We start from the raw sequence: 21,402 nt of genomic DNA, 5'->3' as shown, positions 1-21,402 counted from the left end.
ACCGCGCGGGCGGCCCGCACCGCGCGGCGGACTGGCCGACGCGCCCGGCGGCGCCGCGGCCGAGGAGGAGCGCCACAGGGGCCTGCGCCGGATGAAGCTGATCGCGACCGGCTTCCTGCTGGTCGCGACCGTCGTCTACGCGCTCGCGAAGTGGGCGGACTCGCGGGGCGCGGGCGGCTGGGCCGGTTACGTGGCCGCCGCCGCTGAGGCGGGCATGGTCGGCGCGCTCGCCGACTGGTTCGCGGTCACCGCGCTCTTCCGCCGCCCGCTGGGCCTGCCGATCCCGCACACCGCGATCATCCCGACCAAGAAGGACGCGCTGGGCGCCAGCCTCGGCGACTTCGTCGGCGAGAACTTCCTGTCGGCCGAGGTCGTCCGCACCCGGCTGCGGGCGGTCGGCATCGGCACCCGGCTCGGCGGCTGGCTGTCGGAGCCCGCCAACGCCGACAAGGTCACCGAGCAGGCCGCCGCCGCGCTGCGCGGCATGTTCACGGTGCTGCGCGACTCCGACGTGCAGGCCGTGGTCAGCGAGGCGATCACCCGGCGCGCGGAGGCCCAGGAGGTCGCGCCGGGGCTCGGCAAGATGCTGGAGCGGATCGTCGCCGACGGCGGCCACCGCCGTATGGTCGACCTGGTCTGCGTCCGCGCGCACGACTGGCTGGTCGAGCACGGCGACTCCGTCATGGACGCGGTGCAGGGCGGAGCCCCCGGCTGGACCCCGCGCTTCGTGGACCGCAAGGTCGGCGAGCGGGTCTACAAGGAACTGCTGCGCTTCGTCACCGAGATGCGCGATTCCCCCGGTCACCCGGCGCGCGGCGCCGTCGACCGCTTCCTCGGCGACTTCGCCGTCGAGCTCCAGTCCGACCCGGACACCCGTGCCCGCGTCGAGCGGCTGAAGAGGGACCTGCTGGCGCGCGGCGAGGTGCAGGATCTCATCGCGTCCGTGTGGGGCGCGGTGCGCACGATGATGGTCGCCGCCGCCGAGGACGAGCGCAGCGAGCTGCGGATGCGCGCCCGCGCCTCCCTGCTGTCGCTCGGCCGCAAGCTGGCCACCGACCCGCGGCTCCAGGAGAAGGTCGACGTCTGGCTGGAGGACGCCGCCACGTATCTCGTCACCACCTACCGTGACGAGATCACCTCGCTGATCTCCGAGACCGTCGCGGGCTGGGACGCCGACCAGACGTCCCGCAAGATCGAGAACCACGTCGGCCGCGACCTCCAGTTCATCCGGATCAACGGCACCGTCGTCGGCGCCCTCGCGGGCCTGGCCATCTTCGCCATCTCCCGCCTCGCGGGGGGCTGACGGGCGGCGCCGTACCGCCGTATCGTTGCCGATGTGACGGTTCGTCAGATACGGCGTGATCGGCGGGGTGCGACGTCCAGGCGGGGGTCGGGCCCGCCCCGGCGGCGGCGCGTGGTCGCCTACGGGCGCGGCTACGGCCGCCGCTACGGGCAGGCGTACGGCCCCGGTTACGGCCGCGGGCCCCGTCCGCGGCGCTCGCCGACCGGGCGGCTGCTGTGGGCGGCGGCCGAACTGGCCATGACCGCCGGGGTTCTCGTACTCCTGCTCGTCGTCCACCAGTTGTGGTGGACCAACGTGCAGGCGCACGCGGCGGCCCGGCGCGAAGTCGCCGCGCTGGAACGCAGTTGGGGCACGCCGTCGCCTTCCCCTTCGCCCGCGGCGCCCTTGCCGGGGGCCGGCGCGCCGAGTGACGATCCGGCCGTCACGCCGAGCGGCCCGGCCTCCTCCGCCTCCGCGCCGCCGCCCTCCTCGAAGGGCGGCACCCGCGATCTGGCCTTCGCCGTCATCCACATTCCCCGGATCGGGATCACCGCGCCGATCGCCGAGGGCATCAGCAAGTCCGCGATCCTCAACCACGGTTACGTCGGCCACTACCCCGGCACCGCGGGACCCGGCGCCACCGGCAACTTCGCCCTCGCCGGGCACCGCAACACCCACGGCGAGCCCTTCCGCTACATCAACCGGCTCCGGGTCGGCGACACCGTCGAGGTCGAGACGGCCGCCTACCGCTACACGTACGTGATCCGCCAGGTCCTTCCCGAGACGTATGCCTCCGACGGCACCGTCATCGCGCCCATCCCCTACAGCTCCGTCCACTCCTCCGCCAGGATGCGCGGGGCCGCGCACTACATCACGCTCACCACCTGCACTCCCGAATTCACCTCCCGCTACCGCCTCATCCTCTGGGGCACCCTCCAGTCCACCGCCTCCCGCTAGGGGTCGCGCCCCTCTCCGGGGCCCGGCCCGTGCGGTTCTCCTGCCAGGGTGGCTGGCCGATCTTTCAAGGGGCGCTGGGGACACCTCCCAGCGGTAGCCAGCTGAGGAACCGCGCGCTCAGCCACAGCGGTGGCGCGGTCAGCTGCCCCCAGTTCCCCGCTGTCCCGCCCCGAGCTGGCTCGACCTGAGAATGCTTGTGGGTCGCGTCGCAGGGGGTCAGTCTCGGGTGGCTCCCGCTGGCCACAGAATCTGAACAGTCACTCCGTTGCTTTCCGCGTAGCGGACGACATCGGCGGTGCCGCCGTAGCCGCGCGCTGGCTGACCGTCCCATACGGCAATCACCTGGTCGACCAAGCCCACGAGGATCTCGCTGCCAGTCATGTGAGCCTGGGAGTTCGAGTGGGCCAAACCCGTAGCGTGAACCTCTGACGCGCGGTTCAGAAGGGCGTCGTACGTGAGGTGGTGCCACTCAGGAAGGGCGTCCCGATAGTCCTCGGAAGGGATGACCACTTCGAGGTGGCCGCCGTGTTCGAGGATCGCCTCGGCGAACCAGGCGTCGGGGCCGTCGGCGATGCACGACACTCCGATGAGTTCCTCGGCGGGAAACGTCGTCACCGTATCGAGGATCGCCGCCTTGACGAGGCTCGCCGACTGCCCGGTCAAGCCTCGGTGTCCCGTTATTCCTACGCGCATCTGGTTTCCCTCCTGATCACAGGTATGCGCCGTGCAGTCGCTCATCGAAGTCACGGACCACCCGAGGCGGCGTCTTCGATGAGTACGCGCGACGGAAGACCCGTGCTCGCTCGACTACGCGACCGGAGCGATACCGTAGCCCAGTCTCGACTGCCCGCGTGGCAAGTAGGTATCCCGCTTCTAGTCGACCGTTAACCAAATGGCCTGTAGCGAGGTCGAGTTGCAAGATGGCGCGTTGTTTGGGGTGTGAGGCTGCGGCAACCAGAGCTGTTTCGTCGTCAGTTTCGAAGACCCATGACGGTAGACCGAGCCTTGCTCCGCACGCGAGGCGGGATGCGGCAACCTTGGACTCGTTGAACGTGAAAACCCAGGGCCAGGGCGGCGGTTCCTCTGCCGAGATACGCGCCACCCCTTCTCGGCTCCTGACGAGAGCCCGATCGCACGACCGCTCATCTCCCGCCGCAGCGTGGGCCAGAGCCTCTACGGTGCCCAACCAGGAGTCGGCGATTGCTATCGCGTCGGAACCTAGGTGTCGTCGTGCGGTGTGAACGAGGGCCAGGGCCTGTGCGGCATTGCCCGTGTCCGCCTCCATCTGCGCGAGGCTGCCAATCTGGTACGAGGCAAGCAAGTTGTTCCCCGACCGCTTGGCCGCCTTGATCGCCGATCCGTACCACGTACGCGCTGATCCGGCGTCTCCCATGTCCCAACTGAGCCAACCTGCCAAGCTCGCCGCCTCGCTGCCGACTGCGGCGAGCCGCACCCTCTGCGCCTCGTCCTCGGCGTCAGCCGCGACACTATGGATCAGCCGAAGGTGGGCGAGTACCACTTCGGAGAGCTGCCGCGACGAAGTCGCGCCATCCATGCGGCGGAACGCGGTAGTTGCGACTCTCAGGGTTGCTGCCTGTCCTGACTCCGCATGGCGCTGGCGTCCCGACAGGGAAGCGAGAGCCGGTGCGGTCGCCACCGCTGCCGCTCCCGCAAGGAATCCTCGGCGTTCCACTTGATCTGTTCCATCCGTGCGCGATGTGGCTCCTGCCGCCGACGTGTCGGCGAGACCGACTAACCGTCGAGGCATGTCCAGATATGTGGCTGCCTTCGCAAGGATGCTCATGTCGTACGGTCCCGCTGCCCGTGATTCGAGTCGTGAGACAGCAGATTGTGTGATGCCGCATCCTTCACCGAGCTGCCGCTGAGTGATCCGCAAGTCCCTGCGAGCGAGTTGGATGACGCGCCCGTAGTTTCCCCCTCTAGAGGCATCGCGGATCGCTTGCTTCGACCAGTTCATTCGTTCCGCTTTCCCGGACGGTACGTCCGTGATCGCTGAGACCGCCGTCCCCGTATGCGCATCGCGAATGTGCGCATGCGTTACGTGCATCAAGTTTGGCTGACGCCAGCGCCCGCCCGCTTTGGTCTAGCCAAGACAACCGCAATTAGGTGGGGGCGAACCCATGACGGACGAGGCAACGTCAGCGCAGGGCGTTTCGGAGGGGCACACAGGCAGCCAGGAAGACGTGGAGGGTACGCGGCTGGTGAAGCGGTGGACGCGTAACCCGCGGTGGGTGGCCGAGGCCAGGAGTGACCTGCGGAGGGAGTTGGGTGGGTGGGGGCTGGGCGGGCTGGCGGAGACGGCCGAGTTGGTGCTGTCCGAGCTTTTCACCAATGCGGTTCGGTATGCGCCGCGTGACCGGAAGATCGAGACACGGTACGAGCCGACGTCGGACGGCGGGGTTCGGATCGAAGTGCATGATGCGAGTGAGGTCTGGCCTGTGCTCCAGGAGCCTTCCGCCGATGCGGAGTCCGGATACGGTCTCGCGCTGGTGGACTCGCTGACCGGTTCCCGGTGGGGTGTCAGTGAGCGGGACGGGGTCGGAAAACGGGTGTGGGCGGTCGTCGGGTGTGCCGACGGAGAGGTGGCGGGCCGGTGAGCGCGCTCGGGGCCGTCGTTGACGCCGACGCAGAAGCGCGGTCCGGCCGGACGTGGGTGGTGGTGGCGGGGCGGACCGCCGTTACCGGTCATCTGCCCGCGTGGGCCGAGGACGATCCCAGTGGCTCGGTGCCGCTGAGCCGGTTATCGGTCGTGCTGGCCGACATCAGTCATCGGGTGCCGTTCGACGGTCAGCGGATGCGGGTGGGGTTCGCCAACGGTTCGGACGCCGCCGAGCAGTGGGTGCTGAGCGGATTCATGCGCTGCACCCCCTATGCCGAGGCTCCCGCGCCGTGTGTTCCGGTCGTGGACCTGCTGATCGTTGACGACTGGTGGGTGAACGACCTCGACCCTGCGGGGCTTTCGGAGGTCATCGCCCTTCTGCGCGCGCAGGCCGACCGCCTTGACCGCGAGGTGCGTCCCGCTCTTGTCGCCGCCCGAGACGCCTGGGCCTCAGACCCTCCCGCGCGTCTCGCGGGAGGGAGCGCGCCGCAAGCGATCAGGCCGACTTGAACTGCTGGCGCTGCGTGCCGAGTCCGTCGATGCTCAGTTCGACGACATCGCCTGGCCGGAGGTACGGCTTGGGCTCGGGCTGGCCCATCGCCACACCGGCGGGGGTGCCGGTGTTGATGACGTCGCCGGGGTAGAGCGTCATGAAGTGGCTGAGATAGCGGACGACTTCGGCGACGGGGAAGATCTGGCTCGCGGTGGAGCCGTCCTGCTTCAACTCGCCGTTGACCCAGAGTCGGAGGCTCAGGGCCTGCGGGTCGGGGACCTCGTCGGCGGTGACGAGCCAGGGCCCGAGGGGGTTGAAGGTCTCGCAGTTCTTGCCCTTGTCCCACTGGCCGCCGCGTTCGATCTGGAACGCGCGCTCGGAGACGTCGTGCGCGATGGTGTACCCCGCGACGGCGGCCAGCGCCTCCTCGTGCGAGGCGGCGTAGCGCAGTTCGCGGCCGATGACGACGGCCAACTCCACTTCCCAGTCGGTCTTTTCGCTGCCGCGCGGCACCAGCACCGTGTCGTCGGGGCCGACGACCGTGTCCGGGGCCTTCATGAACACGACGGGCTCGCTCGGCGCCTGGGCGCCGGTCTCGGCCGCGTGGTCGTGGTAGTTGAGCCCGATGCAGACGACCTTGCCGATCCGGGAGAGCGGCGGGCCGACCCGAAGCGACTGGTCGAGCGACGGCAGCGAGCCGTCGGCCGCGGCTTCCGCGACCGCGGTGAGCGCCGCCGCATCGGCGAGGAGCTTCCCGTCGATGTCGGTCACCAGACCGCTCAGGTCGCGCAGTACACCGTCTCCGTCGAGCAGGGCCGGGCGCTCCGCCCCGGCGGGGCCGACTCGCAGCAGCTTCACTTGGGTACTCCCATTTGTTCTCCGGTCGCCTCTGGGCGGCCTGCCCCGGGCCGGGGCTCGGTCATCGGTTGGGCACCCGGTGGGAACGGTCATCGGATGTCTTGTCCGATCCTCCAACTCCGTCCCCGGCCCGCGCAACCCCCGCCCACCCCGTGGGACAGCCACTGCCTGCGCGGTGCGTTGAGCGCCTGGAGGTGCGGCCTCCGTTCCCGCGCTCGCGCAAGACTTGTGCGGGGACCCGAAGGGGTGCGGGGGACTTGCGCGACACGTCGTGGCGGCGGCGCGCCTTGAGGAGCGGTCCTGGCGGGGCCGTCGCTGTCCGGGCTCGGGCCGGCGGCCCGTGGCCGGTCGCCCGGTCGCCCCTGGAAATGACGATGGCCCCTCGTCGGGGGCCGTGCACCACGCTGGGCCGGGAAGAAGACGCGGCCTCCTGCATTTCCAAGCTATAGCGCATGGGGGGGCTTGCGGCAAGGGCCCCCTGGGGTCGCACAATGGGCGGCCGGAGGCCAGAGGTGCGGTGAATCTGGCGGAATGCACGGCTTTGTGGACGGGGACATCTGATGGTGGACGTGACCGTCGTCGGCAGTGGGCCGACGGGGTTGATGCTGGCGAGCGAGCTGCGGTTGCAGGGCGTGGACGTGGTGGTGCTGGAGCGGGAGGCGGGAGCGGCGTCGTTGGTGCGGGCGCTGGGGCTGCACGCGCGGAGCATCGAGATCATGGACCAGCGCGGGCTGCTGGAGCGGTTCCTGGCGCTGGGGACGCAGCACCGGGTCGGGGGATTCTTCGGGGGGATCGGCAGGCAGTGGCCGCAGCGGCTGGATACCGCGCACGGATATGTGCTGGGGATCTTCCAGACGGTCACCGAACGGCTGCTGACCGAGCACGCGCTGGAGCTCGGCGTGGAGTTCAGGCGCGGCTGCGAGGTCGTGGGGCTGAGCCAGGACGACGAGGGGGTGACGGCGCGACTGGCGGACGGGTCGCGGCTGCGGTCGCGGTATCTCGTGGGGTGCGACGGCGGCCGGAGCACGGTGCGCAGACTGCTCGGCATCGGGTTCCCGGGGGAGCCGAGCAGGGTGGAGACGCTGATCGGCGAGATGGAACTGGACGTCGACCAGGAGACGTTGGCGGCCGTGACGGCCGAGGTGCGCAAGACCGAGAAGCGCTTCGGGGCGATGCCCCTCGGTGACGGGATGTACCGGGTGGTCGTGCCCGCGAAGGGCGTCTCCGAGGACCGGGCGGTCCCGCCGACGCTGGAGGACTTCAAGGAGCGGCTGACGGCGTTCGGCGGCACCGACTTCGGCGTGCACTCACCGCGTTCGCTGTCGCGGTTCGGCGACACGACCCGCCTGGCGGACAGCTACCGCGTGGGCCGGGCGCTGCTGGCGGGGGACGCGGCGCACATCCACCCGCCGACCGGCGGCCAGGGCCTCAACCTCGGCGTGCAGGACGCGTTCAACCTCGGCTGGAAGCTGGCCGCCGCCATCAACGGCTGGGCCCCGGAAGGGCTGTTGGACACCTACGAGACCGAACGGCGACCGGTGGCCGCCGCCGTACTGGACAACACCCGCGCCCAGATGGAGCTGATGTCCACGGAGCCGGGAGCCATGGCGGTGCGCCGACTGCTGTCGGAGCTGGCCGAGTTCGAGAACGTCAACACGTATCTGATCGAGAAGATCACCGCGATCGGCATCCGCTACGACTTCGGTGAGGGGCACGAACTGCTCGGACGGCGCCTGCGGGACGTGGAGTTGAAGCGCGGCCACCTTTACGGGCTGATGCACCAGGGGCGCGGTCTGCTGCTCGACCGGACCGGCGCGCTCTCGGTCGACGGGTGGGCGGACCGGGTCGACCACGTGATCGACGTCAGCGAGGAACTGGACGTGCCCGCCGTCCTGTTGCGCCCGGACGGCCATGTGGCGTGGGTCGGCGAGGACCAGGCGGAACTGCGCGCCCTGATGCCGAAGTGGTTCGGCGCCCCCGCCGACGGAACGAACGAATCTCAGGCGGGCAGCGCCAGATAGCGGGTGAGCGCCGCCACGACCAGCGCGTGGTCCTCGACCTGCGGGAGGCCGGAGACGGCGACGACCCCGACCACGCCGACTCCCGCCACCCGCAGGGGGAACGCGCCGCCGTGCGCCGCGTACAGGTCGGGGTCGAGCCGCGAGGACTCCTCGAAGCTGCCGCCCTTGGCCCGGAACCGCTCGCCGACCAGCAGCGACGAGGCGTGGTAGCGCTCGACGACCCGGGCCTTACGGGTCAGCCAGGCGTCGTTGTCGGGGGTGGTGCCGTCCAGGGCGTAGTGGAAGAGCTGCTGACCGCCGCGCCGGATGTCGACGGTGACGGCGGCGCCGCCCTCGCGGGCCATCTCGACGAGCAGGGAGCCGAGCCGCCAGGCGTCGTCGTGGGTGAACCGGGGGAACACCAACTCTGCTTCCTGGGCCACGAGTTCGGCGACCCGCTCACCGGCCGGGACGCTCGCGGCGGTCACAGCGCCACCGTCCTGCCCTGCGCGGCCGAGAGCTTCGCGGCCTCCAGGACGTCCAGGGCCGCGGCGGCCTCCAGGGCGCTGACCGGCGGCGGGGCGCCGTCGCGCAGGGAGGCCAGGACACCGGCGTAGAAGGCGGGGTAGTCGCCCGGCACGGACGGCACCCGGCGCGCGTTGTCGTCGGTGCCGATCGTGCCCCACGAGGACTCCGGCTCCGCGCCCCACGCGGTGCCCTCGCCGGGACGCAGGCCCTCGCGCAGCGCGGCCTCCTGCGGGTCCAGGCCGTAGGTGACGTAGCCGCCGAGGCTGCCGAGGACCCGGAAGCGCGGCCCGAGGCGGGCGGTGGTGGCGCTCATCCACAGGTGGGAGTGGACGCCGTTGGCGTGGGTGACGGCGATGAAGGTGTCGTCGTCCGCGGCGGCGCCGGGCCGCTGGACGTCGGACTCGGCGTAGACCAGGGCGGCCGGGCCGAACAGGGCGAGCGCCTGGTCGACGAGGTGGCTGCCGAGGTCGTACAGCAGGCCGCCGATCTCGGCCGGGTCGCCGGACTCGCGCCAGCCGCCCTTGGGCTGCGGGCGCCACCGCTCGAAGCGCGACTCGAAGCGCTGCACCTCGCCCAACTCGCCCTTGTCCAGCAGCCCTTGGAGGGTGAGGAAGTCGCTGTCCCAGCGCCGGTTCTGGAAGACGGAGAGCAGCAGGCCGCGGCGCTCGGCGAAGGCGGCCAGTTCGCGCGCCTCGGCCGCGGTGCTCGCGAGCGGCTTGTCCACAACGACCGGCAGCCCGGCGTCCAACGCGGCGGTGGCCAGCGGCACATGGGTGCGGTTGGGGGAGGCCAGGACGATCAGGTCCAGCTCGGACGCGCGCGCCCACAGCTCGTCGGCCGCGGCGGCGAAGCGTACGTCTGGGTGCTCGGCCAGCGCCTGGGCGCGGCGCTCGGGGCTGCCGGTGACGACCGTGTCGAGGACCAAGCCCTCGGTGGCGGCGATCAGCGGGGCGTGGAAGAAGGAGCCAGCCGGGCCGTAGCCGACGAGGCCGACGCGAAGGGGGGTGCCGGGGGTGCGGGTGCCGGGGGTGCTCATGTGCTCCACTTTGGCAACAGTGTTGCCAAAGTGCAAGCACGCGGGACAATGGCGGGGTGAACCCGTCCGCGCCCGGCGCCAACCTCCCCGCCCTCCGCATCCACAACGCCGCACTCGTCCTCGCCCTGCTCCGTACGGCCACGCTGTCGCCCGCCGACGGCGGTACGGACAGTGGCGGTACGGGCAGTGCCGGTGCGGGCAGCGGCGGTACGGGCAGCGGCGCGCGGGGCATCAGCCGTCTGGAACTGGCCGAGCGGACCGGCCTCACCCCGCAGGCGGTCAGCAAGATCACCGCCCGGCTGCGGGCCGAAGGACTGGTCGAGGAGGCCGGCCGGCGCGCCTCGACCGGCGGCAAGCCGCGCACCGAACTGCGGCTGGTCAGCGCCGCCCGGCACGCCGTCGGCGTCCACCTCGACGGGGAACGGCTCACCGCCGTCCTCACCGACCTCACCGGCCGTACCGTCGCCGAACGCGAGGCGCCGCTTGATCTCGGCCTGCCCGTGGAGTCCGCGCTCGCCGCGATCGTCCACGAGGTACGGCTCACCGCCGCCCGCGCCCCCGGCGCCGTCCTCGGCGTCGGCGTCGGCATGCGCGGCCCCCTCGACCACCGCACCGGCACCCTCCACCGCGTCACCGGCTTCCCGCACTGGCAGGACGTCCCGCTCCGCGACCGGTTGGCCGCCGCCCTCGGCCTCCCGGTCGCCCTCGACAAGAACACCAACGCGGCGGCCCTGTCGATCCTGGCCGAGGCCGTCCCGGCCGGGACCGCGGAGGTCCCACCACGTCCGGCCGCCCACTCCGACCCGGCCCCCGACCCGGCCCCCGCCCCCGTCACCGCCGCCCGTCCCCGCCCCGCCTCGGGCGGCCCCCCGGCCTTCGCGTATCTGCACCTCGGGGCCGGGCTCGGCGCCGGGCTGGTGCTGGGCGGGGAGGTGTACCGGGGCGGGCGGACCGGCGCGGGGGAGTTCGGGCACCAGGCGGTGGAACTGGGCGGGGTGCTGTGCAAGTGCGGCAACCGTGGGTGCCTGGAGGCGCTGTGCCTGGCGGCGGCCGGGCGCGGCGACACCGCCGGCGCGGCGCGGCTGCTGGGCGTCGGGGCGGCGAATCTGGTCGCGCTGCTCGACATCGACCGGGTGGTGCTGGGCGGCAGGACCGTACTGGCCGCGCCCGCCGTCTTCGCGGCGCAGGTCGCGGCCGTCCTGGCCGAGCGCGGCCGGAGCGTGCCCGTGGGATTCGCCGCGGCGGGCCCCCGCGCGGTGGCCGAGGGCGCCGCCCTGCTCGTCCTGGCCCCGCTCTTCGGCCATGTCCTGACCCGCGCCTGAAACGTCCCCACCCGCGCCGGGCCGGGGCTCCGGGGGCGGGCGGCCCCGCCCGGTCCGCGGGGATCGGACGAGGGCGGACCGCCGCCCGCCGAAAGGGAGTTGGCGGCCCGCACCGATGTGACCGCCCGCGACCGACGCGAACGCGAACGCCGACGCCGACGCCGCCAAGCTCAAGCAGATCATGGCGGGCCTGGACGTCTTCACCCCCGACTGGTCCGACATCGACGCCCACCCGACCGCCCACCCGACCGCCCACCCGACCGACCACCCGACCGCCCACCCGACCGATTACGTGGACGCGTGGAAGACCGCCGCCGGAGGCTGATCCGTGGCTGACCGTGAGACGGCCGGGGCGGGTGCCATTCGCCCCGGCTACGCTGATGAGTGAACGCCGTGCGCTGAAGCCGCGAGCGCGAGTGGTGCGAGGAACAGGAGAGCGGAACCCGTGTCGACACGCAGGCCCATCGAGTCGTGGCTCACCGACATGGACGGGGTGCTGATCCATGAGGGCACGCCCATCCCGGGCGCCGACGCCTTCATCAAGGGGCTGAAGGAGTCCGGCAAGCCCTTCCTGGTGCTCACCAACAACTCCATCTACACCCCGCGCGACCTGCACGCCCGGCTGACCCGCATGGGTCTCGACGTGCCGGTCGAGAACATCTGGACGTCCGCGCTGGCCACCGCCAAGTTCCTGGACGACCAGCGCCCCGGCGGCACCGCGTACGTGATCGGCGAGGCGGGGCTGACCACCGCCCTGCACGACGTCGGCTACATCCTCACCGACACCGACCCGGACTACGTCGTCCTCGGCGAGACCCGCACCTACAGCTTCGAGGCGCTCACCAAGGCGATCCGGCTGATCAACAACGGCGCCCGCTTCATCGGCACCAACCCCGACGAGACCGGGCCGTCCCCCGAGGGCGTGCTGCCCGCGACCGGCTCGGTGGCCGCGCTGATCACCAAGGCCACCGGCAAGGACCCCTACTTCGTGGGCAAGCCCAACCCGCTGATGATGCGCGCCGGGCTCAACGCGATCGGCGCGCACAGCGAGACCAGCGCGATGATCGGCGACCGGATGGACACCGACGTGCTGGCCGGCCTGGAGTCCGGCATGACCACGTTCCTGGTGCTGACCGGCCTCACCACGCCCGCCGACATCGACCGCCACCCCTTCCGTCCCTCGCGCGTCGTGAACTCCATCGCGGACCTCGTCGCGGAGATCTAGGAGACCCGACACACCGATTCGTCACTCTCCGTAGAGCGTGCGTCACCCTGATGGACGACTGAGGCGCCCCCCGGGGTGCGGGCGGCGGCCGTCGCAGGGATGTTCGTAAGCACCGGGCGCGAGTCCCCGCTCCCGGACGAGCGGAGGTCTCCATGTTCGGTCTGAAACTGCCCGTCATCGCCGCAGCCGGTGCCGTCGGAGTGTTCGCGCTCGGTGGCGCGTCAGGGCTGCCCAGCCAGGCGATCGCCGACTCGGGCGGAGGGGGATCGTCGTCCTCTTCCTCCTCGTCGTCCTCGTCCTCGTCGTCCAGCTCCTCGGACTCGATGGACGTCTCGCCCACCAGCGTGGCGCCGGGCGGTGTCGTGAGCCTGCACCTGGAGACCTCCTGCAAGTCCGGCGGCAAGGCCCGCGCCAGCGCCGAGGTCTTCGTGGACACCGTCACCCTCGCCCCGGCGAGCGACGGCTCCCACTCGCTCGAAGGCACCGCGTTCATCAAGTCCGACGCGGTCGACGGCTCGTACGAGATCTCCGTGGAGTGCAACGGCGCCTCCAGCTCCGCGTCCGCGTCCGTGACGGTCACCGGCGCCAGCACCTCGCTGCCGATCGCGCCCGTCCCCGCGGGCGGCGGCGGTACCGCGCAGCTCGCGGCCGGGCCCGGCACGGCCGGTTCCGACACCAGCGCGCTGCTGGTCACCGGCGGCTTCGCGGCCGTCGGCCTGGCGGGCCTCGTGATCCACCGGCGCCGCAGCTCCGACCGCGGCTGACCGGCATGGCGGAAGGGGCGGAGGCCGCGGGCGGCGGCGAGGACGGTCCACGGCCCGACAACAGGACCTGGACGACCGCGGCCGTCGCCCTCGTGCTGCTCGCGGCCTGGCTGTTCGGGCACGACGGCGGCGGCAGCGGTACGGAAGCCACCCCCGGCGGCCGGGCGCTGGCCGCCGCCGCTGCCGACCGCCCGCGCGAGGTCTACGCCCCCCACCTGCCGATGCCCGCCTCCACGCCGCTGCGCATCGACATCGCCTCGATCGGGCTGCACGCCAAGCTCGTCGGGCGCGGCCTGAAGGACGGCGCGGTCGACCCGCCGCCGTACGCCACCCCGGACGTCGCGGGCTGGTACCGCGACGGGCCGTCGCCCGGAACGGCGGGCGCGGCGCTGATCGTCGGCCATGTCGACACCGAGACCCGCGCGGCCGTCTTCTACGGGCTGAGCACCGTCGAGCCGGGCGCGCTGGTCGAGGTGACCCGCGCGGACGGCACGGTCGCCGAATTCTCCGTCGAGGGCGTCGAGGTGGTGGAGAAGGACCACTTCGACGCCAACCGGGTGTACGGGTCCTCCGGGCGCCCTGAACTGCGGCTGATCACCTGCGGCGGCTCCTTCGACAAGGAGAAGCAGGCGTACTCGGCGAACGTCGTGGTCTTCGCGGCGCTGACCGGCAACCGCACGACCTGACGCACGGACGACCTGACGCACGGACGGCCTGACGCACGGACGGCCCGGCATGCGTACGGACTGGCATGTGTACGACCTGGCATGCGTACGGGGACTGGCATGTGTCGAGACCCGCACCCCTCCCGGGGTGCGTACCGCGCCCGGCCGGTGGCTCGCCTCCCCCGCGAAGCCGCCCGGCCGGGCGCTCCTCACCCTCGGGCGCCTGGACTGCGGGAGGCGTCCGGCGCGGCCGGGGGAGTGGGGGAAGCGTAGGGGCGTGGGGCAGTTGGGTCCTGAAGCGGATGAGCACGGCGCCGTCCACCGCGTGGTGCACCTGGACCCCGTCGATCGTCACCGGGTGGGCCGCGGCCTCGGCGAGCCGCCTGCACAGGTCCCTGGCCTCGTCGCGGGCCGGTTCCGGCGCCGGCTCCGCGCCGTCGCCGGGCGGCCCGTGGTCGTAGCCGTAGTCGGTGACCGCGACCGTGCAGTGCCCGCCGTCCACGCCCAGGGTGACGCGGTAGCGCCGGGCCAGGCTGTGAGCGACCAGGTAGGCGCACGCCAGCGAGGTGGCGTCGGTGATCAGGGCGCCGATCCCGCCGTACGGGCCGCCGAGCGTGTCGAGGGCGGCGCGGGTCATACGGGCCGCCAGTTCGTCGCTGCCGGGCAGGCGGCCGACGGAGAAGGTCCAGGACACGTCGAGCGCCGGGCGGTCGGCTTCGCGTGGGGGGAGGTACGCGGATGCCGCGAGCTTGACCATGGGCAAACCAAGTCCTGCGTCGTCGGGCCGTGCCTGAGCGGACGGGAGAGTACGGGTCTGAGCGCCGCGACCGGGGTCACGGGCCACGAAGTGCCCCACACCCTAGAACACCGAACTCCCGTGCACCAGAGGGAATATGACGGTTGGTTACACATTCTCTACGCAATGCGACGTCATCAGCGACGTCATCAGCGACGTCAGCGTCACCGGCGACGTCACCGGCCGGGGCCCCCGCGTAGCTCCGCCGCGTCCACCGTGCGGTCGAGCAGGCCCTGCGCCAGGTCGGAGAGCCGGATGCGGCGCGTCCTGGCGTGGCTGCGCAGCGCGGTGAAGGCGGCGTCCACGCTCACCTGCCAGCGCTCGGCGAGCAGCCCCTTGGCCTGCTCGACCAGGACCCGGCTCTCCAGCGCGGACTGGAGCTGGTCGGCGAGCTGTTCGCGCTGCCGTCTGACCCGGCGCTGGAGCACCCCGATGGTGGTGACGTCGGCGAGCGCCTGGGTCAGCTCGGCGTAGCCGTCCGGGAGCGGGCCGGGCGCTGTACGGAACAGCGTCAGGGCGCCGATGGTCTCCTCGCGCCAGCGCATCGGGACGGCGAGGACGGCGCCGTGGCCCGCGGCCAGCGCGGCCTCGGTGAATTCGGGCCAGCGGCCCGCCGCCGCGTCCAGCACGTCGGCGCGCACCGGCGCGCCCGCGCGGTGGCACTCGCGGCCGGGGCCCTCGGCGGCGACCAGCGCCCGTACGGCCTCGTCCGTGGCGGCGACCACCTCCGGCTCCCGGCTTCCGCGCGAGTCCGCCACCAGCAGCAGCCCGGCCGCCGCCGCCCCCAGCACCCCGACACACCGCCCGACCAGCACGTCTCCGACCGCGCCGTCCCCGTCGAGCGTGTCGGCCACGGCCACGAAGGCCGCCCCGAGCGCGGCGGCGTACGGCTCGGGCGCCGGAGAGTCCGAGGGAGCGCCGGAGGGAGCGCCGGGCCGGACACCGGAAGCACCGTTCGTGGCAGGGCCGCTCTTGGGAGGACCGGAAGGAACACCTGGCGCGCTGTGGCTCATTCTCGCTGCTCCCCGTTCGTGCCCGGCCCCCGTTGCCGGACTCGCAGCCGAGTATCCGCCGCCGGGTCGGCGCGGCGCCTCCGCCGTAGGTCGGAGACAGCGCGGTAGCGCGGGGCCGCGGGACGAGCGGGAAGCCGGAGTCCGTCATACCTTGGCAAAACGGTGTGCTCGCACCGAGCACCGAGCACCCAGCACCCAGCACCGAGCACCGAGCACCCAGCACCCAGCGCCGACGACCGAGAACCGGAAACCACCACGTCCCACGGTCCGCCCGAGGAGGTCCGGATGCCCGTGCCCGATCCGAAGGGCGAGGCACTGCGCCCTGTGCCGCCCGCGAGCGCCGCGCCCGACCGGGTGGAGGAGTCACGGGCCGCCGGCACACCGCAGGGCCTCAAGGCCGCGCTGACCGAGCTGCTGGGCGCCGGCAAGGTCCTCACCGGCGTCTCCGACCTCGTGCGCTACGCCTCCGACGCCAGCCCGTACCGCTTCGTGCCGCAGGCCGTCGTGCTGCCCGAGAGCGCCCAGGACGTCGTCAGACTGCTGGCCTACGCCCGCCGCGAGCGCCGCCACCTGGTCTTCAGAGCCGCGGGCACCAGCCTCAACGGCCAGGCGCAGGGCGAGGACATCCTGGTGGACGTGCGCCGCCACTTCAGCGGCGTCGAGGTCGAGGCCGACGGCGCGCGGGCCCGTATCCTGCCCGGCACCGTCCTCGCGCGGGCCAACGCCGCCCTGGCCCGGTACGGCCGGGTGCTCGGCCCCGACCCGGCCAGCGCCGTCGCGTGCACGGTCGGCGGAGTCGTCGCCAACAACGCGTCCGGGATGGCCGCGGGCACCAGCCGCACCTCGTACCGCACCGTCACCTCGATGACCGTCGTCCTGCCGTCGGGCACCCTCGTGGACACCGGCGATCCCGACGCCGACGCGGCGCTGGCCGCCGCCGAGCCCGAGCTGTGCCAGGGCCTGCTCGACCTGCGGGACGAGATCGAGGCCGACGAGGAGCTGACCGCCAGGATCCGCTCGAAGCACGCGATCAAGAACACCAACGGCTACCGGCTGGACGCCTTCCTCGACGCCGAGACGCCCGCGCAGATCCTGCGCGGCCTGATGGTCGGCTCACAGGGCACCCTCGGCTTCGTCGCCGAGGCCGTCTTCGAGACGCTGCCGATACGCGGGGCGGCGACCGCCGCCCTGCTGTTCTTCCCGACGCTGCCCGCCGCCGCCGCGGCCGTACCGCTGTTCAACCAGGCGGGGGCCGAGGCCGTCGAGCTGATGGACGGCAACACCCTGCGGGCCGTGGTGGGCGTGCCCGAGGTGCCGGGCGAGTGGGCCGTGCTGCCGCGCGAGACGACCGCGCTGCTCGTGGAGTTCCGGGCCGCCGACGACACGGAGCTGGCCGCGTACGAGCGGGCCGCCGTGCGGGTCTGCGACGACCTCGGCCTGGTCACGCCCGTACCGTCGGCGGACAACGCCTTCACCCGCGACCCGGCGCGGATCGCCGATCTGTGGCGGATTCGCAAAGCCTTCGTCGCGGCGGTCGGGAGCGCCCGCCCTTCGGGCACCACGCTGATCACCGAGGACTTCGCCGTACCGCCGGAGCTGCTCGCCGACGCCTGCGCCGAGCTGCTGGAGCTCCAGGAGCGGCACGGCTTCGAGGCGGCCGTCGCGGGCCACGCCGCGCACGGCAATCTGCACTTCCTGCTGACCTTCGACGCGGCCGACCCCGCCGACGTGGAGCGCTACGCCGCCTTCATGGACGATTTCTGCCACACCGTCGTCGAGCGCTTCGACGGCTCGCTGAAGGCCGAGCACGGCACCGGCCGCAACATCGCGCCCTTCCTCGAACTGGAGTGGGGAGCGAAGGCCACCGCCCTGATGTGGCGGGTCAAGCGGCTGCTCGACCCGGACGGCGTCCTCGCCCCCGGAGTCGTCCTCGACCTGGACCCGCGCGGCCACCTGCGCGGCCTCAAGACGATCCCGGCCATCGAGGCCGTCGCCGACGCCTGCATCGAGTGCGGCTTCTGCGAGCCCACCTGCCCCAGCCGCGACCTGACCACCACCCCCAGGCAGCGGATCGTGCTGCGCCGCGAAATGCTCCGCCAGCCGCCCGGCTCCCCGGTCCTCCAGGCGCTCCTGGACGCGTACGGGTACGACGCCGTCGACACCTGCGCGGGCGACTCCACCTGCGCGCTGGCCTGCCCGGTCGGCATCGACACCGGCGCGATGATGCGGGACTTCCGGCACGCCGGGCACTCCCGTACCGAGGAGCGGGTCGCCGCCTCCGTCGCCGTCCACTGGAAGGCCGCGGAACGCGCCGCCCGCGCCGCGGTGGCCGCCGCGGACGCGGTACGCGACCGGGTCGGCGACCGCCCGCTGACCGTCAGCACCGGCCTGGCCCGCAGAGCGGTGCGCCCGGACCTGATACCCGGATGGCTCCCCGAGATCCCCGGCGCAGCCCCCAGGCTGCCCCGCACCGAGAAGGACGGCGCGACCGCGGTGTACTACCCGGCGTGCGTCAACCGCGTCTTCGGCGTCCCGGCCACCCGGTACGGGTCGCTGCCGCAGGCCGTCGTCAGCGTCTCCGCGCGGGCGGGCCGCCCGGTGTGGATTCCGGACGACGTGACGGGCACCTGCTGCGCCACCATCTGGCACTCCAAGGGCTACCTGGCGGGCAACGCGGTGATGGCCAACCGGATCGTGGAGGCGGCCTGGCTGTGGACCGGCGGCGGACGGCTGCCGATCGTGGTCGACGCCAGCTCCTGCACGCTCGGCCTGGCCCGCGAGGTCGTGCCGTACCTCACCGACGCCAACCGCGAGCTGCACGGCGAGCTGACCGTCATCGACTCCGTCGTCTGGGCCGCCGAGCACCTGCTGCCGCGGCTGACGGTCACCGGCACCGTCGCGTCCGCCGTCCTGCACCCGACCTGCTCGATGCGGCACCTCGGCGACACCGCCGCGCTGGAGACCGTCGCGCGGGCCTGCGCCCGCGAGGTCGTCGTACCCGACGACGCGGGCTGCTGCGCCTTCGCGGGCGACCGCGGGATGCTGCACGAGGAGCTGACCGAGGCCGCGACGCGCGCCGAGGCCGAGGAGGTCGCGGCGCGCGGCTACGACGCGTATCTGTCGGCGAACCGGATGTGCGAGCTGGGCATGGAACACGCCACCGGCGAGGCGTACGAGTCGGTGCTGATCGCGCTGGACCGCGCGACGCGGGGTCTGCCGGCCACCCACGCGGCGGCCGGGCCGGACGCGCCGGACACGACGGCAGCGGTCACACCGGATTGAGCGGCGGGTCCTGCGGGTGGGCCGGCAGCGGCCGTTGCTGGGGCGCGAGCAGCAGCAGGACCACGTCGTCGGTGAGCGAGCCGCCCGCGTGCTCCAGCAGGTCGCTGTAGACCCGCTCCACGGCGTCGTCCAGGTCGTACGAGGCGCCGGCCACCAGCCGGCCGACCCGCTCGGCCAGCGGGTAGAAGGAGTTGTCCCGCGGGCTGCGGGCCTCGATCACCCCGTCGGTGCACAGCACCAGCACGTCGCCCGGCATGAGCGGCACCCGCCACGGCGTGGGCCCCTCGGCCACCATGTCGGCCAGGCCCAGCGGCAGCCACGGCTCGTTCGGGTACAGCGACTCCACCTCGCCGTCCCGCGAGACGCGCAGCGGCGGCACATGGCCGTAGTGCAGCAGTTCCACGCTGTCCGGCTTGTCGAACTGCGCGAACAGCGCCGTGATGAAGTCCCCGCCGGTCACATGCCTGCCGACGCTGATGTCCACCCGCCGCGCCACCTGGTCGAGTCCGCCCTCGTCGAACGCGGCCTCGCGGAAGGCGCCGAGCACCACCGCCGAGGTCTGCACCGCGCCCAGGCCCTTGCCGCGCACGTCGCCGATCAGCGCCCGTACCCCGTACGGGGTCTCGAGCACCGCGTACAGGTCGCCGCCGATCTGCGCCGCGTCGGCCGCCGACACGTACCGCACGGCCAGTTGGACACCGCCCACGCGCGGGGCGGGCGGGCGCATCAGGGCGTGCTGGGCGGCTTCGGCGACGGAGGTGATGGCGCTGAACGCCTTCGCGCCGGTCTCGCGGCGCCAGGCGATGTAGATGCTGAAGAGGGTCACCGAGCCGTACGCGAAGATCTGGCCGAAGAACACGTCGTGATCGGGGATCTCGGCGATGCCGTCGTAGGGCGCGAGCGCCGCCTGGATGATCAGGCCCAGCACGCCGATGAACAGGGTCCGCCGCCAGTTGACGGTGATCGCGGCCAGCGGGGGCGCGGCCACGATGCCCGGCGTGATGAAGTGGTCCCGGCCCGCCGCGAGATCGGCGATCACGACCAGCGCCATGACCAGCAGGGGGAGCGACATACCCATACGTGACAGGTATTCGTCCTCCACATGCTGTAGCGCCCTGACCACGCGGACATTCTTCACACGGTGAACCTATCTGGCCTTTCCGGCCGGGTCAGCCGCTCGTCCAACTCGTCCAGGACCAGCCGGTCGCCGTCCACCTGGCCCGTGCGATACGCCGCACGGCCCACGATATGAGCCGCGACCGGAACAGTCATCAGCTGAAACGTGCCAATCAGTACCAGCGTTCCCAGATCCACCCAGGAACGCAAGCGCAGGGCGACCCCGAGCAGTACCAACAGCAGCCCGAGCACCTGAGGCTTGGTCGCCGCGTGCATCCGGGTGAGGGTGTCGGGCAGCTTCAGCAGCCCGACCCCGGCCACGAAGCTCAGCCCCGCGCCGAGCAGCAGACACACCGCCGCGGCCCAGTCGCCCACCGAGGTCCAGCTCATCCGCCCGTCTCCTCACCGTCAGGGCGGTCCCGCCCGCCGTCTTCCGTTCCGGCGCCCTCCTGTGGCTCCGGTTGTTCCTGAGGTTCCTGACGTTCCTGAGGCTCCGCGCCGCGCGCCGCGATGAAGCGGGCACTGGCCACCGAGCCGGTGAAGCCGAGGAAGGCCAGGACCAGCAGCACCGGCAGGGTGTACGGGGTGCGCGCCTCCGCGGCCCGCGCGCCGAGCCCGGCCACCACGACCGCCAGCAGCGCGTCCACCGCCACCGCCCGGTCCAGCATCGAGGGGCCGCGCGCCAGCCGGACGAAGACCATCACGCCGGAGGCGACCAGCAGGGCGAGCACCACCCCCGTCACCCAGTTCACGGTGCACCCGTACCCGGCTCGGGGGCCGTCAGGTCGGCGATCTCCGCGCGGGTGCCGAACGCCCGTACCACCAACTCCTCCAGCCGTCTGACCTCGGCGCGGGCCTGGTCCGTGCCCGCGCTGTCGGAGCCCATGACGTGGACGAAGAGGGTGCCGGTGGAGCGCTGGATCTCCAGTACGGCGCTGCCCGGCACCGCGCAGACCGCCACGGCCGTCGCGGTCAGCATCAGGTCGCTTCGGGAGCGCAGCGGTACGGCGAGCACCGCGCAGGGCAGCGGCGAGGGGGTGAGGATCTGCCAGACCGTACGCATCCCGGCCACCGTCAGATCGGCCAGGAAGGAGGCGGCGAAGCGGACCAGGCCCACCGGGTGCAGCCGCAGTTCGAGTTCGAGCGGCGGGAGGGGGAAGGCCAGGCAGAGCACGACGCCGACGGCCAGGCCGGTCAGCACATTGCCCGCGGTGACCTTTCCCCACAGCAGCACCCAGACCACGGCCAGCCAGAGCACCAGCGGCCACTGGATTCTCCGCAGGGTACGCACCCGCCGAATGGTCGCAGACCGGACACGTGTGACGGGCCCGCGACACGGGTGTCACGTTCCGGCCGTTGTGTTGCGCCGGGTGAACGTTCTGCGACAGCAGTGAGCACAGGGGTGGCTGGGACGGTTGGGGCTCCTTAGGGTCGCCGTGTACCTG

At 72.5% G+C, this 21,402-nt stretch carries 21 protein-coding genes; 11 read left to right on the top strand and 10 right to left on the bottom strand.

The window, feature by feature from the left end; all coding sequences use genetic code 11:
• Both BGM09_RS23305 and BGM09_RS23300 read left to right on the top strand, forming a co-directional pair.
• On the top strand, window positions 1-1,303 hold a 1,303-nt coding region (locus tag BGM09_RS23305), incomplete at its 5' end, for a DUF445 domain-containing protein (RefSeq protein WP_411158362.1).
• Between the two features lie 111 nt (window positions 1,304-1,414).
• The gene (locus BGM09_RS23300; protein ID WP_188283623.1) at window positions 1,415-2,239 is read left to right on the top strand and encodes a class E sortase; all 825 of its coding nucleotides are present in this window, start codon (window positions 1,415-1,417) and stop codon (window positions 2,237-2,239) included.
• A 216-nt stretch (window positions 2,240-2,455) separates the two neighbouring features.
• Here the strand turns inward: BGM09_RS23300 and BGM09_RS23295 are convergent, their stop codons facing one another.
• Complete coding sequence (locus BGM09_RS23295) at window positions 2,456-2,932, bottom strand: hypothetical protein (RefSeq protein ID WP_188283630.1); 477 nt, start codon at window positions 2,930-2,932, stop codon at window positions 2,456-2,458.
• Between the two features lie 1,448 nt (window positions 2,933-4,380).
• On the opposite strand from BGM09_RS23295, the gene BGM09_RS23290 reads away from it, so the two are divergent.
• Window positions 4,381-4,857 carry an ATP-binding protein gene (locus tag BGM09_RS23290; protein ID WP_188283622.1) on the top strand — a complete coding sequence of 159 codons (477 nt, stop codon included), beginning with the start codon at window positions 4,381-4,383 and terminating at the stop codon, window positions 4,855-4,857.
• Complete coding sequence (locus tag BGM09_RS23285) at window positions 4,854-5,369, top strand: DUF6907 domain-containing protein (RefSeq protein WP_188283621.1); 516 nt, start codon at window positions 4,854-4,856, stop codon at window positions 5,367-5,369. Before BGM09_RS23290 ends, BGM09_RS23285 begins: the two co-directional genes overlap by 4 nt.
• Here the strand turns inward: BGM09_RS23285 and BGM09_RS23280 are convergent.
• The gene (locus BGM09_RS23280) at window positions 5,356-6,210 is read right to left on the bottom strand and encodes a fumarylacetoacetate hydrolase family protein (protein WP_188283620.1); all 855 of its coding nucleotides are present in this window, start codon (window positions 6,208-6,210) and stop codon (window positions 5,356-5,358) included. The two genes, BGM09_RS23285 and BGM09_RS23280, sit on opposite strands and share 14 nt — an antisense overlap.
• A 560-nt stretch (window positions 6,211-6,770) precedes the next feature.
• Here BGM09_RS23280 and rox point away from each other — a divergent pair.
• A complete protein-coding gene (gene rox, locus BGM09_RS23275; RefSeq protein ID WP_188283619.1) occupies window positions 6,771-8,231 on the top strand; it encodes a rifampin monooxygenase in 1,461 nt (486 codons plus the stop codon).
• Here rox and BGM09_RS23270 read toward each other — a convergent pair.
• Together BGM09_RS23270 and BGM09_RS23265 are read right to left on the bottom strand one after the other, a co-directional pair.
• Entirely contained in the window at window positions 8,210-8,698 is a 489-nt protein-coding gene (locus tag BGM09_RS23270) for a heme-degrading domain-containing protein (RefSeq protein ID WP_188283618.1), read from the bottom strand. The two genes, rox and BGM09_RS23270, sit on opposite strands and share 22 nt — an antisense overlap.
• Window positions 8,695-9,774 (bottom strand): Gfo/Idh/MocA family oxidoreductase, encoded by a 1,080-nt coding sequence (locus BGM09_RS23265; protein ID WP_188283617.1) that lies wholly within the window; start codon window positions 9,772-9,774, stop codon window positions 8,695-8,697. Before BGM09_RS23265 ends, BGM09_RS23270 begins: the two co-directional genes overlap by 4 nt.
• A 56-nt stretch (window positions 9,775-9,830) precedes the next feature.
• On the opposite strand from BGM09_RS23265, the gene BGM09_RS23260 reads away from it, so the two are divergent.
• The 5 genes from BGM09_RS23260 (at window position 9,831) to BGM09_RS23240 (ending at window position 13,771) form a co-directional block, all read left to right on the top strand.
• A complete protein-coding gene (locus BGM09_RS23260; RefSeq protein ID WP_188283616.1) occupies window positions 9,831-11,096 on the top strand; it encodes an ROK family protein in 1,266 nt (421 codons plus the stop codon).
• A gap of 181 nt (window positions 11,097-11,277) precedes the next feature.
• Window positions 11,278-11,421, top strand: coding sequence for a hypothetical protein (locus BGM09_RS23255; RefSeq protein WP_188283615.1), 144 nt, complete (start codon window positions 11,278-11,280; stop codon window positions 11,419-11,421).
• A 120-nt stretch (window positions 11,422-11,541) separates the two neighbouring features.
• Entirely contained in the window at window positions 11,542-12,321 is a 780-nt protein-coding gene (locus BGM09_RS23250) for an HAD-IIA family hydrolase (protein ID WP_188283614.1), read from the top strand.
• A gap of 152 nt (window positions 12,322-12,473) precedes the next feature.
• Window positions 12,474-13,085: a hypothetical protein gene (locus BGM09_RS23245; RefSeq protein WP_188283613.1), complete on the top strand. Its 612-nt coding sequence runs from the start codon at window positions 12,474-12,476 to the stop codon at window positions 13,083-13,085.
• A gap of 5 nt (window positions 13,086-13,090) precedes the next feature.
• Window positions 13,091-13,771, top strand: a complete 681-nt coding sequence (locus BGM09_RS23240; protein WP_188283612.1) for a class F sortase — start codon at window positions 13,091-13,093, stop codon at window positions 13,769-13,771.
• Here BGM09_RS23240 and BGM09_RS23235 read toward each other — a convergent pair.
• Together BGM09_RS23235 and BGM09_RS23230 are read right to left on the bottom strand one after the other, a co-directional pair.
• Window positions 13,680-14,507, bottom strand: a complete 828-nt coding sequence (locus BGM09_RS23235) for a hypothetical protein (RefSeq protein ID WP_188283611.1) — start codon at window positions 14,505-14,507, stop codon at window positions 13,680-13,682. The genes BGM09_RS23240 and BGM09_RS23235 overlap by 92 nt on opposite strands.
• Before the next feature lie 215 nt (window positions 14,508-14,722).
• Window positions 14,723-15,559: a GAF and ANTAR domain-containing protein gene (locus BGM09_RS23230; RefSeq protein ID WP_188283610.1), complete on the bottom strand. Its 837-nt coding sequence runs from the start codon at window positions 15,557-15,559 to the stop codon at window positions 14,723-14,725.
• Between the two features lie 285 nt (window positions 15,560-15,844).
• Between BGM09_RS23230 and BGM09_RS23225 the strand changes: the two genes are divergently transcribed.
• A complete protein-coding gene (locus BGM09_RS23225; RefSeq protein WP_188283609.1) occupies window positions 15,845-18,841 on the top strand; it encodes an FAD-binding and (Fe-S)-binding domain-containing protein in 2,997 nt (998 codons plus the stop codon).
• Here BGM09_RS23225 and BGM09_RS23220 read toward each other — a convergent pair.
• From BGM09_RS23220 to BGM09_RS23205, 4 genes are read right to left on the bottom strand one after another with little or no spacing between them, the layout of a single operon-like run.
• Window positions 18,828-19,979, bottom strand: a complete 1,152-nt coding sequence (locus tag BGM09_RS23220; RefSeq protein WP_317452854.1) for a PP2C family protein-serine/threonine phosphatase — start codon at window positions 19,977-19,979, stop codon at window positions 18,828-18,830. The two genes, BGM09_RS23225 and BGM09_RS23220, sit on opposite strands and share 14 nt — an antisense overlap.
• Complete coding sequence (mnhG, locus tag BGM09_RS23215) at window positions 19,976-20,347, bottom strand: monovalent cation/H(+) antiporter subunit G (protein WP_188283608.1); 372 nt, start codon at window positions 20,345-20,347, stop codon at window positions 19,976-19,978. The genes BGM09_RS23220 and mnhG overlap by 4 nt, the downstream gene beginning before the upstream one ends.
• Window positions 20,344-20,709, bottom strand: coding sequence for a monovalent cation/H+ antiporter complex subunit F (locus BGM09_RS23210; RefSeq protein ID WP_317452853.1), 366 nt, complete (start codon window positions 20,707-20,709; stop codon window positions 20,344-20,346). Before BGM09_RS23210 ends, mnhG begins: the two co-directional genes overlap by 4 nt.
• The gene (locus BGM09_RS23205) at window positions 20,706-21,248 is read right to left on the bottom strand and encodes a Na+/H+ antiporter subunit E (RefSeq protein WP_317452852.1); all 543 of its coding nucleotides are present in this window, start codon (window positions 21,246-21,248) and stop codon (window positions 20,706-20,708) included. Before BGM09_RS23205 ends, BGM09_RS23210 begins: the two co-directional genes overlap by 4 nt.
• Window positions 21,249-21,402 lie beyond the last annotated feature (154 nt).

Source organism: Streptomyces sp. CBMA29 (assembly GCF_014596445.1).
Classification (GTDB): Bacteria; Actinomycetota; Actinomycetes; order Streptomycetales; family Streptomycetaceae; genus Actinacidiphila.
Note: the sequence above shows the minus strand (reverse complement) of the source record. Positions and strands in the feature narration are given on the sequence as shown.